The following is a 13225-nucleotide window of genomic DNA, read 5'->3' on the forward strand; positions in this document are numbered from 1 at the left end:
CACCTAAATTTAAATTTAAGGTGCAGTTTTTATTTATAAATAGAACTCTTAATATGTAGTTTAGACAAATTCTCCAGTACTTTTACCGAATGGATAACTTGAAATTACTCTACATCAAATCCAGCAGCTTTCCACGCTGCAGTTCCACCATCGATATAAGCTACATCAGTGAAACCCATTTTTTTAAGTAAATATGCTCCTAATGCTGCTTGACCTCCTGCACCACATGTTACAAGAACTGGGCGATTTCGATCTGCTAATTTAGGTTCGCGTAAGTGTTCTGGTAACTCTAGGTCTGCACGGATTGGTAACATACCAAGTGAGATATTCATGCTACTTGGAATTAAACCACATGCACCTGCATCGGTAGCATCTTGTACATCAATGACAAATGTCTCTGGATTCGAATTAATTTTTTCACGAGCATCAGCTGAACTAATTCCTTGTACATTCTCACGTGCTTCTGTAACCATTTGTTTAAAAGTAATTGCCATTTTTATTCCTCCAGTATAATAAATTGGATATTCCTAAAATTGGAAATCTCAACTATACAATACAATGAAAAGGATGTGTAATTCAAATTGGGGGAGCGGATTATACGAATTCCAAAGATGAGATTGAAAAGAGAAAGGTAATTCAAAACAAGGGAAATTAAGTTATTTGCAGAAATAGTTATAGTTAAATTATTTTTACATATTTAATTAGAAAGTTGAAAGAAGGGATATTGATGCCAGAAACATATAAATTTAAAACATCTAATCAGCTTTTGCATGCTTCTTATAGTAACGAGTATGAGGCTATACAAATCATTCGTTCTGGTGATTCAATCGAGTTTGACACTATTGATATCGGATGGGGTTTTACGAATCAAAATGGTGAAAGAGTAAGTTTCGAGTCACGGGAGAATGAGAAAGACTGGGGTCACCCTATGATTGGGCCTTTTTATGTAGAGGGTGCAAAGCCAGGGATGACACTTGAAATTAGAATAAATGAATTAAAAGCTGATTGGTACGGATGGAATTGTGCTGGTGGAAAAGGAAATTGGCAAAACGATGCATTAGGTATCTCTGGAGATCCCGAAGTAACACTTAATTGGTTAATTAATAATGAAAACAATATAGCAAAGACAAAAATTAAAGACCTAGAAGTTTCAGTGCCTTTAGTTCCATTTTTAGGTGTTCTTGGCACTGCACCTTCTGAAACTGGAGTTCATTCAACAATTCCACCGAGGTATTGTGGTGGAAATATTGACTGCAAGGAGTTGGTAGAAGGAAGTATACTTTACTTACCAATCGCTGTAGAAGGTGCACTTTTTTCCGCAGGTGATGGTCACGCTGCACAGGGTGATGGAGAAGTATCAGGTCAGGCGATCGAAGCACCTTTTGAAAAAGTAAATCTTACCCTTACAGTTAGAGAAGATTTGGACATTACGATGCCACGCGCTAATACTCCAGCAGGGTGGATTACATTTGGATTTGATGAAGATTTAAATAAAGCAACCGTAACAGCATTAAATGGGATGGTCGCGTTAATTCAAGAGCTTTATGGAATCGAAAAAACCGAGGCAGTTGCATTAGCTAGCGTATGTGTTGATTTGAGAATTACTCAAATTGTTAACCATATGAAGGGTGTTCATGCCGTATTACCTCATACTATTAAAATCAGTGAAATAAACAAAAATGAATAGTTAAATTGGAGGTAAGTAAAATGCCTTTTTGTACTATTAATAATATAGACATTAACTATGAAATTAAAGGAGAAGGTAAACCAATAGTAATGATTCATGGGTTTACACCAGACCTAAGGTTAATGCAAGGTTGTATGGAACCTATTTTTAAGAAAAGAAATGGTTATAAAAGGATTTACTTTGATCTTCCAGGCATGGGGAAAACAAAGGGCGGAGTAAACGTTAATACGACAGATGATATGCTGAACATTGTATTAGAGTTTATTGACACAATAATACCGGGTCAATCTTTTTTATTAGCCGGAGAATCTTACGGGGGTTATTTAGCACGAGGAATTATTGCAAATAGAGCAGAAAAAGTAGTAGGTGCTGCATTTATTTGTCCGGTGATTATTCCAGAATTTGAAAAAAGGTTGCTTCCTAGCCACGCAATCATAGTGGAAGACAAAAATTTTATAAAGCAATTAAATGAATATGAAGTAGAGGAATTTCGTTCAAACAATGTTGTTTTAGATGAAAAAACTTGGGAGCGTTATAAAAACGAGATTGCAAGTGGGTGTTCAATTGCTGATCAGGAATTCTTATCTAAAATAAAGAATCATTACGGTTTTTCTTTCGAGATAGATAAGTATAAGTTCAATGCTCCTAGTTTATTTTTAATAGGGCTACAAGATTCAGTTGTTGGATTTAAAGACGCATTGAGTGTACTAGAAAATTATCCTAGAGCAACATTTGCGATTTTAGATAAAGCTGGCCATAATCTTCAAATCGAACAAGAAAATTTATTTAACTCTTTGATCAATGAATGGCTAGATAGAGTGCTAAACATAGAAGGGGTTATTATTACAAAGGATTAATGTGAACATACTTTTAGGAAGAGCTACGTAAATAACTCTTCCTTTTTTATTTGGATTGCTAGTATTCTCAACTAAGATACAAAATATTCATTAAAAAAACATTTTACTAAAATAATGCTCATGCTTTGATTAGCTTTCAATAAAGTGTCATAATAACAAAAGAGATAATGGTATTTGCAAGGAGGATTTAAATTGACTAAAAATGATTTAGAACAATTAAGAAGTGAAATCGACGAGATTAATCATCAAATATTTGAGTTATTAAATAGAAGAGGCGAAATCGCTAAAAAAATTGGAGTTGCTAAAATAGATCAAGGCGTTAAGCGTTATGACCCAGTCAGAGAACGAAAAATGCTTGATCATATAGCAGAAATTAATGAAGGCCCTTTTAGTACCGCAACACTCCAACACATATTTAAAGAAATTTTTAAAAGTAGTTTGGAGCTTCAAGAAGAAGATGACAAAAAAGTACTACTTGTTTCAAGAAAAAGAAAATCTGAAAACACTATTGTAAATGTAAATGGTGTCAATATTGGTGATGGAAGCCCAATTATTATTGCAGGTCCATGCGCAGTTGAAAGCTATGAACAAGTTGATTCTGTTGCTAAAGTGTTAAAAGAGCAAGGAATAAAAATTATGCGCGGTGGAGCATTCAAACCGCGAACTTCACCTTATGATTTCCAAGGACTCGGAGAAGAGGGCTTGAAGATTTTAAAAGAGGTTGGCCAAAACCATGGTTTGGCAATTATTAGTGAAATAGTAAGCCCAGAGCATATTGAAATGGCATTAGATTATGTTGATATCATTCAAATCGGCGCAAGAAATATGCAGAACTTTGAACTATTAAAAGCAGCAGGTTCTGTAAATAAACCAATTTTATTAAAAAGAGGTTTATCAGCGACAATAGAAGAATTCATTTATGCGGCTGAATATATAATGTCAGAAGGCAATCAAGAAATAATTCTATGCGAACGTGGCATAAGAACTTATGAAAAAGCTACTAGAAATACATTAGATATAACAGCTGTTCCAATTTTAAAACAAGAAACTCATCTACCAGTATTAGTGGATGTAACTCATTCAACTGGAAGAAGAGACCTACTAATACCTGCAGCGAAAGCGGGACTAGCGATTGGTGCTGATGGTATTATGGCAGAGGTTCATCCTGATCCTGCTACTGCTTTAAGTGACTCATCACAGCAAATGAATTTTGATCAATTTGACCAATTTATGTCTGAAGTTAATTCATTCATAAATCGATAATCATCATAAAAGCGCTGGCTGAACAAAATCAGTCGGCGCTTTTTGAATAATTTGTGAACGTTTGTTTTAAATTAGCAGTATATAGTGATAAACTACGAATAATTTACATTTTTTACTAATAGGTCTATTGAACGAATATTCGTTTCACTATAAGATAGAAAGAAGCACTATTTTTGTGGAATATTACGTTTTATGACTATTTTACTTAAATAAAAACAAACTACATAATAGATAGAATAAAATAGAGGAGTGATGAAAATGACGGTTACCATTTATGACGTGGCACGTGAGGCAAACGTTTCCATGGCTACAGTTTCACGAGTAGTTAATGGCAATCCAAATGTTAAGCCTACAACACGCAAAAAAGTAAATGAAGCGATCAGTCGTTTAGGATATAGACCAAATGCAGTAGCAAGAGGGCTAGCAAGTAAAAAAACAACAACAGTAGGAGTAATTATTCCAGATATTTCAAATACGTTTTATGCAGAACTTGCTCGAGGTATTGAAGATATCGCAACAATGTACAAATACAATATTATTTTAAGTAATTCAGATGAGAATATAGAAAAAGAAATTACATTAATCAATAATATGCTAGCAAAGCAAGTTGACGGAATTTTATTTATTGGTGGTACAATTACCGATATTCATAATGAAGAGTACGAAAAAGCTGGCGTTCCAATCGTATTAGCAACTACATTTGATGAAACGAATAAAATTCCATCAGTAAATATTGACTATGCACAAGGTGCTTTTGATGCAGTAGATTACTTAATTAAAAAAGGTCATCAAAAAGTAGCATTCGTAAACGGTCCAACAGAAACAAATATTATCGGACAAAGTAAGTTAGAAGGATACAAACGTGCCTTACAAGAAAATGGAATTGAATTCGATGAGGATTTAGTTACATATGGTGATAACTCATATGAATCTGGAAGTGAAGCATTTGAATCATTCCATGAACGTAACATAATTCCGAGTGCAATTTTCGTCGCATCTGATGAAATGGCAATTGGTGTAATCCACAGTGCTCAAGACCACGGTATTCTAGTTCCAAATAACCTAGAGGTGATCGGTTTTGATAACACAAGACTTGCACTAATGGTTCGACCGAAACTATCATCTGTTGCACAACCAATGTATGATATTGGTGCAGTTGCAATGAGATTATTGACGAAGTACATGAATAAAGAGACGGTGGAAGACAATACAGTTATCCTTCCTCATCATCTTCAAATTCGCCAATCAACAAAGTAAAATATTGAAAAGCTTAGGATTAAATGGTCCTGGGCTTTTTTTGTTTTTATTTGGAGTTAAATAGATGGAAATATTGAATCAGTGGAAATGAAAGAATTGTATCGTCGAATCAACTTGATGGTAATCGCAAATAAAAAAGAAGAATCGCAATTAAAATCTGGGAATCGCAAATAAAAAAGAAGAATCGCAATTAAAATCTGGGAATCGCAAATAAAAATGAGGAATCGCAATTAAAATCCGAGAATCGCAAATAAGTTAATAAAATACATATACCGATAGGGGTATTTCACGCCAATTTTAACTTAAATAGAGCATTCTTTGTATGAAACTAGCAAATTTATTCTAGTTCGATCTAAAATGAGACGGATATAAGTTAAAACTACTTAATTTCTATGAAAAATAGGTAAAGCAAATTAAGAATACTAATGATATACCCTCTGGAGCAATGTCCATAAATTAGTATGTTGTAAATAGAATTATACCGGTTAGGGTATTTCTTCCTAAAAGAAGGTCATTTTTAAATTAAAACTAGCAAATTTGCTCTTATTCTATCTAAAATTGCTCCAAATCTGCGCTGAAATCTAGTAATGAAGGAAGAAACTTCTCCTTAAAACAAAATACGCTGTCGAGATATCCCCTCCGACAGCGCGTTATATTTAAATAAATGGTTTCTTTTGTTGAATGTGTAATGGCTCAAGTGCACGGTACAATATTTGTTCGTTATATTCTTCGATTTCCTTTTTTCTTGGAATGGGTTTTACGATTGATGGGTCGTCTGACCATGTTGTGGGTAACTTAACATTAGCAATTTTCTGCCATTTTTCAAGCCAATTACCCGGTATTAGTTCGGAAGTTGGTTGCTGATTTGTCATGGCTAGCCATACTTGTGACCAGGCTCTTGGTACTACTCTCCAGTAATCGTATCCTCCGCCGGTAACTGCGATCCATCTTCCGTTGCAATATTTATGGGCGATTTCGTGCGCTATTTTTGGGATTTCTTCAAATGTTTTCATTGTTGTACAGAGATGTGTTAATGGATCGTAACAGTGTGAATCAGAGCCATTTTGTGTGAGAATAACATCTGGTTTAAAGTATTGTGCTATATCAGATAAAGCTTTTTTATAGCTTGATAGGAATGAATCGTCTTCAGTGAATGCGTCAATTGGGAGATTAAATGAGTAACCAAACCCTTGGCCTTGTCCTCTTTCGGTTACAGCACCTGTCCCAGGGAACAAATATCTACCTGTTTCATGGATGGACAATGTGCAAACAGTTGGATCATCGTAAAATGCCCATTGAACTCCATCGCCATGGTGTGCGTCTGTATCTACATATAGAACTTTTAAGCCGTACTTTTTTTGTATGTATTTAATCGCGATGGCACAATCGTTATAAACGCAAAAACCAGAGGCTTTTCGTTTAAAACCGTGATGGAGCCCGCCACCCAAATTAAAAGCATGATTAGATTTACCTTCTAAAACTGCGTCAACGGCAGTTAGTGTTCCACCAACAATTAGTGAGCTAGCTTCGTGCATATTTTTAAAAATTGGTGTATCTTCAGTGCCTAATCCAAATTGTTCAGCGATATTAGCACTAACCGGTTCGCGGCTTGCTTTTTTTACTTGTTCAATAAACTGTAAATCATGAAAAAGAAGAAGTTCTTCATCTGTTGCTAATCTGGGTGGAATAATATCGTGTTCATTTAATAGATTACTAGATTTTAATAATTCATAAACTAATTGAGAGCGAATCGGGTTAAATGGATGTTTTTCGTTGAACTGATATGCATGGTATTCTTCGCTATAAACTAAATAGGCATCCTTTTTCATCATGATTCACTCGCTTCATTTGGCCAAAGGATTTTATATCCTTCAGTTTTTAAAGTTTGAATGATTGTGATGGGATTCATTGTCTGTATTCTAAATACAAGAACTTTATGATTAGTTTCCTTTGCAGGATAGACTAGGACACTTACGATATTAATATTTTCTTTTGAAAATACCTTTACTACATCACTTAAAATACCTGGATGGTCGTGGACTAAGATCTCGATTTGGGAGCTAGGCTGATATGCTCCTGTTAAAGTTACTAATGTATGTAATACATCGATTTCAGTAACGACTCCTATTAATTTTCCGCTAGATACTACTGGTAAACAGCCTATTTTATATTGATAGAAATAGGTTGCTACTTCTTCTACAAAGTCTATTGGACTGCAATTTATGACATTAGTCGTCATAATTTTTTCAACTTGTACTTCAAGAACAGTCGAACTGGCTTGTTGAAATAATGTCGAAGGTAAAGCATCTCGGACATCACGATCAGAAATGATTCCAATTACTTGTTTGTCGTCATTAATAATTGGAATATGACGAACTTCTCCTGTCCGAAAAATCGTAACTGCATCACCGATTGTATTTTCCTTTTTTAACGTAATGTTTGAACTGCGCATGATATCTTGAATAAGCATTCGATTAAATCCTACCTTTCGAGATTAAAGTTCAATTAGTACATATATCTTTGTAAAAAGCGTAAAGCGTCAAACGCTTGAATTTGTTCAGTTGTTACTCGTTTTCCAATCCTAACCATTAAACAGTTTGCTGGATGTGAACAGATTTCAGGATCATCAGTTGCAAATTGAATCAGTCCACCCGCATTCATCATTTTTTCCATCATTTTTCGATATTCCCATACATTTAATCCTGTGCCTTTTAAATCCCAATGCCAATAGTACTCAGTTGTGATAATAATATAATCTTCCATTGCATCATCTAGCATTGATAGAATAAGCATGTTTTTGGCAACCGAAAAACCTCGGAATTCAGGTATTACCTCAATTGCTCCAAGCTCAATTAAATTTTTTAATGTAGTTTTCGACCATCTTTCTAGTGGGTCTGGATATAAATATGTTACGTATCCTACGATTGTTTGATTAAGTCTAGCAATGATTATTCTTGCTTCAGGTAAACTAGCAATTTCAACAACTGCTTTATGTTGTTGTTCGGGTTGTCTAAAAGAAGTTAAGTTTTCATGAAAACGGTATGTTTCAAGTAAGGCAGACTCGACTGGTCCTTCTATAATTAACTCACCATGCTCAGTTTGAATCGTTTTTGAAAAATATTTTTTTGGGTGATCCAATGTATCTCACTCCCTGTAGAATACACCTTTTTTTATATCATACTAAAAAATGCAGAAAAGACATACAGGAAAAAAATCAGTGGATGTCTAATAGTAAATAATGTCTAATTTATTAAAAATACTGAAAATTTAATCTTATCAATGTATAATGATAGTAGAGAATATCAAGGAGGGATTTATATGAAAGTGGAAGCGCTTCCTGTAAAAAACGGGCAATTTAATTTAAAAAACTATGAGGAAACTTATAAAAATTTTAAATGGGAAGATGTAGAAAAAGAGTTTTCTTGGTATACAACACAAAAATATAATGCAGCTTTCGAGGCGATTGACCGTCATGCAAATTCTGATCGTAAAGATAAAGTCGCATTGTATTACAAAGATGATAAGAGAAATGAAAAATATACTTTTGAAGAAATGAAAAATAATTCAAACAAAGCTGCTAATGTGTTAAAGCAATTCGGTGATGTTGAAAAAGGTGACCGAGTATTTATCTTTATGCCTCGTCAACCTGAATTATATTATGCTCTTTTAGGAGCTTTAAAATTAGGTGCTATTGTTGGACCTTTATTTGAAGCATTTATGGAAGGTGCAGTGAAGGATCGTTTAGAAGATAGTGAAGCTAAGGTATTAGTAACAACGCCTGAATTATTATCACGTGTACCAGTTAATGATTTACCTGCTTTAAAAACAATCTTCCTTATCGGTGATGATATTGAAGAAGGTGGTAAATTTGTAGATTTCAAAACTCGTTATAAAGAGGCAAAAACGGATTTTGAGATTACTTGGTTAAATCGTCATGATGGTTTAATTTTACATTATTCTTCTGGTTCAACTGGCAAACCAAAAGGAGTTCTTCATGTTCAACAAGCAATGATCCAACACTATCAAACTGGTAAATGGGTGACGGATCTACAAAATGATGATGTTTATTGGTGCACAGCGGATCCAGGTTGGGTAACTGGTACATCATACGGTATTTTTGGACCGTGGTTAAATGGTGCTTCTAACGTAATCTTAGGTGGACGCTTCAGTCCAGATGCTTGGTATGAAACAATCCAAGAATTTGGTGTAACGGTTTGGTACAGTGCTCCTACAGCATTCCGCATGCTTATGGGTGCTGGAGAAGATTCTATTAAGAAATATGATTTAAGCTCTCTTCGTCATATTTTAAGTGTTGGTGAGCCTTTAAATCCTGAGGTAGTACGTTGGGGTGCGAAAGTATTTAATTTACGAATTCATGATAACTGGTGGATGACAGAAACTGGAGCTTCACTAATCTGTAACTATCCATGTATGCCAATTCGCCCAGGTTCAATGGGTAAACCATTCCCTGGCATTGAAGCAGCAATTGTGGATAATTATGGTAATGAAGTTGCTCCATATACGATGGGAAATCTAGCAATTAAAAAGGGTTGGCCATCGATGATGAATACAATTTGGAATAATGAAGCAAAATTCCAATCATATTTCTTAAATGAAGAGTGGTATGTTTCAGGTGATTCAGCTTATATGGATGAGGATGGATATTTCTGGTTCCAAGGACGAGTAGATGATGTAATTATGACTTCTGGTGAGCGAGTAGGGCCATTTGAAGTTGAAAGTAAGCTTGTCGAGCATCCGGCGATTGCAGAAGCAGGTGTAATCGGCATTCCAGATCCAGTACGCGGTGAAATTATTAAAGCATTTGTTGCTTTAAGAGATGGATATGTTGCTTCAGATGAGTTGAAGGAAGAAATTCGTAATTTCGTTAAATTAGGTTTAGCAGCTCATGCAGCACCTAGACAAATAGAATTCCGAGATAAATTACCAAAAACTCGAAGCGGAAAAATTATGCGAAGAGTATTAAAAGCTTGGGAGTTAGACCTTCCAACAGGTGACTTATCGACTATGGAAGATTAATAAAAAAAACCATTGGAAAATTTTCCAATGGTTTTTTGTTGCTTAAAATTTTCGGTCGGAGCCACCGCCACCGGAACTTCCGCCGCCACCGCCTCTGTTGCCGCCACCGCCTGATGAATTTAAAAGAGCCGGTAATAAATTTATGATGAAGTAAGTAAGTACTCCATTGAAGAACATCATATCAATGATGATGATTACGATCACAACCGCAATGATAATGAAAACTTTTAAATTATCCCATAAAGTACTAGTTTTAGAATGACCTGTTTGATCAGAGCCTTTTAAAATAACGTTATACAATGATTTGTATGTGTTCGTTATTGCTAGAGACTCCTCACCTTTTTTTAAATATGGAATGGCACTTTGGTCGAGTATTTTTCCAGTGCGGATATCTGTTACAACGCCTTCTAAACCATACCCTACTTCAATTCTTATTTCTCTGTCTTTTTTGGCATAAAGCAGAAGAACACCATTGTTTTTCTTTTTATTACCTAATCCGTATTTTCGAAATGCTGTATTAGCATATTCTTTAATATCATTTCCCTCTAAACTTGGAATTGTTAAAACTGCCAGTTGAGCGGAAGTAGTATCTTCTAATTTTCTTCCTAATTGAATGAGCGTTTGTGTATCTTCTCTGTTAAGAACATTTGCATAATCTTGTACATAAATGTCACCTACTTGAGAGGGTACTTTAATTTCAGCACTCGCTCCAGTTGCAAAGGAAAAAAGAAATCCTATTAGGAAGATTAATGAGAGAAATTTTCTCATTTATTACCATCGCCACTAAAATCAACTTCTGGTGTAGCTTTATCTTTTTCAGATACTGCAAAGTAATCCTTCTTCTCAAAACCAAACATTCCAGCTACAAGTACACCTGGGAATTTTTTAATTTTTTGATTGTAATCAGTTACAGCGTCATTATAGTCTTTACGAGCAACAGCTAATCGATTTTCTGTTCCTTCTAAGCTATCCATTAAAGCTTGGAAATTTTGATTTGATTTTAAATCAGGATAGTTTTCTACAACTACTAATAATCTACTAAGGGCTCCAGACAATTCTTGGTCAGCTTTACTTTTTTCAGCTGTTGTTTGTGCGCCAGCTAATTTTGCACGTGCATTTGTTACAGAAGCAATCACATCTTTTTCTTGTGTTGCATATCCTTTTACTGTATTTACTAAGTTTGGTATTAAATCTGAACGACGTTTAAGTTGATTATCGACTTGAGACATTTTATTTGTTACAGTCTCTTCTTTTGTAACAAAGCCATTATAGCTACCAACACCCATAAGGACTAGAACTACTACAATTATTAAAGCAATCCACATACCTTTATTTTTCAAGTAAAAACACTCCATTTCCAAAATATGTATTTTTAAAGATGTTAATATTAATATTTAACCATATTATTTGATTTAAAGCATTTTTATTCAAAAATTGCATGACAATTTATATAAAATTAATAAATAATTAATTATCTATTTGACTAAAACGTTTTATTTATGTTATAAATGTTTCATAACATTTTAATATTGAGCGTTGAAAGGCTTAGTAGTGTGAATGTATTGGATCAGAGAGCTAATGGTTGGTGAGAATTAGCACAAACATTGACATGAATTACACCCTGGAGCATTCTTTTTCGAAATTTGTATCGATTACAAATTAGGATTAGAACGGTTAACAGCCGTTAATTGTTTGAGAGGTAGCTTAATTTTTAGCTACAACTAGGGTGGTACCGCGATTTTAATTATTCGTCCCTACTGTTTAACAGTAGGGACTTTTTATTTTGTTTAGACGACGTATAGATGATCGAAGGGGTGGACTAAAAATGGAAAATATCTTACAAGATTTAGAATTTCGTGGATTAATTAATCAAATGACAGATGAAGAAGGTCTACAAAAATTATTAAGCGAAGAGTCTGTTTCATTATATTGTGGTTTTGACCCAACTGGTGATAGCTTACACATTGGACACTTATTACCAGTTTTAATGTTAAAAAGATTTCAAGTTGCAGGTCATAAACCGATTGGGGTAGTAGGTGGCGCAACAGGGATGATCGGTGACCCAAGTGGTAAAAAGGCAGAGCGTACGTTAAATACTGCTGATACAGTAAAATTGTTCAGTGAAAGAATTCGTACACAACTATTACCATTCTTAAGCTTTGAGGGTGAAAACGCTGCTAAAGTAGTTAATAACTATGATTGGACTGGCGAACTAGATGTTATTACTTTCTTACGTGACATCGGTAAAAACTTCGGATTAAATTACATGCTTGCGAAGGATTCAGTTGCATCTCGTTTAGAAGCAGGTATTTCGTTTACTGAATTTAGTTACATGATTTTACAATCATATGACTTCTTAAAATTATACCAAGACCATAACTGTAAATTACAAATTGGTGGTAGTGATCAATGGGGTAATATTACAGCAGGTATGGAATTAATTCGTAAAACAGAAGAGGATTCAAAAGCATTTGGACTTACAGTACCTTTAGTTACAAAAGCTGATGGTTCTAAATTTGGTAAAACTGAAGGTGGAGCAGTTTGGTTAGATCCTGAAAAAACAACTCCATACGAATTCTACCAATTCTGGATTAATACAGATGACCGTGATGTAGTTAAATACTTGAAATACTTTACTTTCCTTTCAAAAGAGGAAATTTTAGAGCTTGAGAAACAATTTAATGAAGCACCTGAACAACGTGTTGCTCAAAAAGCATTAGCGGCTGAAGTAACTAAATTAGTTCATGGAGAAGAAGCTCTTGATCAGGCAATTAAAATTACAGAAGCACTATTTAGTGGAACTGTAAAAGAATTAACTGCTGCTGAAATTAAACAAGGTTTTAAAGATGTACCTTCATTTAATTTAAGTGATGCAGAAAAAGGCTTAGTAGATTTACTAGTTGAAGCAAAAATTTCTCCGTCAAAACGTCAAGCACGTGAAGATGTTCAAAACGGTGCTGTTTATGTAAATGGAGATCGTATTCAGGACGTTGCAAAAGTGTTATCTAAATCAGATGCAATTGAAGAACAATTTATCATTATCCGTCGTGGTAAAAAGAAATACCACTTGGTGACATTATAATATCGAACAAACAGTGAACGAAAAAGCAGTAATTTGATTGGG

12 protein-coding genes and 2 other annotated features (1 of these 14 only partly in view) are annotated in these 13225 nt (G+C 34.4%); of the genes, 6 read left to right on the plus strand and 6 right to left on the minus strand.

Features of this window, described 5'->3' with window-relative positions; all coding sequences use genetic code 11:
* Window positions 1-104: 104 nt before the first annotated feature.
* Window positions 105-494 (minus strand): rhodanese-like domain-containing protein, encoded by a 390-nt coding sequence (locus tag CN601_RS07695; protein WP_098119453.1) that lies wholly within the window; start codon window positions 492-494, stop codon window positions 105-107.
* Between the two features lie 233 nt (window positions 495-727).
* Between CN601_RS07695 and CN601_RS07700 the strand changes: the two genes are divergently transcribed.
* From CN601_RS07700 to ccpA, 4 genes are all read left to right on the plus strand, one after another.
* A complete protein-coding gene (locus CN601_RS07700) occupies window positions 728-1687 on the plus strand; it encodes an acetamidase/formamidase family protein (protein ID WP_098170693.1) in 960 nt (319 codons plus the stop codon).
* Window positions 1688-1707: 20 nt separating this feature from the next.
* Window positions 1708-2544 (plus strand): alpha/beta fold hydrolase, encoded by an 837-nt coding sequence (locus tag CN601_RS07705; RefSeq protein WP_098170694.1) that lies wholly within the window; start codon window positions 1708-1710, stop codon window positions 2542-2544.
* 192 nt (window positions 2545-2736) lie between these two features.
* Window positions 2737-3807 (plus strand): bifunctional 3-deoxy-7-phosphoheptulonate synthase/chorismate mutase, encoded by a 1071-nt coding sequence (locus CN601_RS07710; protein WP_098119450.1) that lies wholly within the window; start codon window positions 2737-2739, stop codon window positions 3805-3807.
* A gap of 258 nt (window positions 3808-4065) precedes the next feature.
* Window positions 4066-5064 (plus strand): catabolite control protein A, encoded by a 999-nt coding sequence (gene ccpA / locus CN601_RS07715; RefSeq protein WP_098119449.1) that lies wholly within the window; start codon window positions 4066-4068, stop codon window positions 5062-5064.
* 656 nt (window positions 5065-5720) lie between these two features.
* On the opposite strand, the gene CN601_RS07720 is transcribed toward ccpA, so the two are convergent.
* The 3 genes from CN601_RS07720 to CN601_RS07730 are packed head-to-tail and all read right to left on the minus strand — an operon-like array spanning window position 5721 to window position 8202.
* Entirely contained in the window at window positions 5721-6893 is a 1173-nt protein-coding gene (locus tag CN601_RS07720; protein WP_098119275.1) for an acetoin utilization protein AcuC, read from the minus strand.
* On the minus strand, window positions 6893-7534 hold the full coding sequence (locus tag CN601_RS07725; protein WP_098170695.1) for an acetoin utilization AcuB family protein: 642 nt from the start codon (window positions 7532-7534) through the stop codon (window positions 6893-6895). The genes CN601_RS07720 and CN601_RS07725 overlap by 1 nt, the downstream gene beginning before the upstream one ends.
* A gap of 35 nt (window positions 7535-7569) precedes the next feature.
* Window positions 7570-8202, minus strand: coding sequence for a GNAT family N-acetyltransferase (locus CN601_RS07730; protein WP_098119273.1), 633 nt, complete (start codon window positions 8200-8202; stop codon window positions 7570-7572).
* 180 nt (window positions 8203-8382) lie between these two features.
* Between CN601_RS07730 and acsA the strand changes: the two genes are divergently transcribed.
* Window positions 8383-10101 carry an acetate--CoA ligase gene (acsA, locus tag CN601_RS07735; RefSeq protein ID WP_098170696.1) on the plus strand — a complete coding sequence of 573 codons (1719 nt, stop codon included), beginning with the start codon at window positions 8383-8385 and terminating at the stop codon, window positions 10099-10101.
* 42 nt (window positions 10102-10143) lie between these two features.
* Here acsA and CN601_RS07740 read toward each other — a convergent pair whose 3' ends face one another.
* Window positions 10144-10869, minus strand: a complete 726-nt coding sequence (locus tag CN601_RS07740; protein WP_098170697.1) for a TPM domain-containing protein — start codon at window positions 10867-10869, stop codon at window positions 10144-10146.
* Window positions 10866-11441 carry a LemA family protein gene (locus tag CN601_RS07745; protein ID WP_098170698.1) on the minus strand — a complete coding sequence of 192 codons (576 nt, stop codon included), beginning with the start codon at window positions 11439-11441 and terminating at the stop codon, window positions 10866-10868. The genes CN601_RS07740 and CN601_RS07745 overlap by 4 nt, the downstream gene beginning before the upstream one ends.
* 187 nt (window positions 11442-11628) lie before the next feature.
* Window positions 11629-11860 (plus strand) — a binding site (T-box leader).
* Between the two features lie 66 nt (window positions 11861-11926).
* Between CN601_RS07745 and tyrS the strand changes: the two genes are divergently transcribed.
* On the plus strand, window positions 11927-13183 hold the full coding sequence (gene tyrS / locus CN601_RS07750; RefSeq protein WP_098119269.1) for a tyrosine--tRNA ligase: 1257 nt from the start codon (window positions 11927-11929) through the stop codon (window positions 13181-13183).
* Window positions 13184-13187: 4 nt separating this feature from the next.
* Window positions 13188-13225: a binding site (T-box leader), on the plus strand; it runs 207 nt beyond the window's last position.

The sequence above is a fragment of the Bacillus sp. AFS017336 genome (genome assembly GCF_002555445.1).
Lineage (GTDB): Bacteria > Bacillota > Bacilli > Bacillales > Bacillaceae_G > Gottfriedia.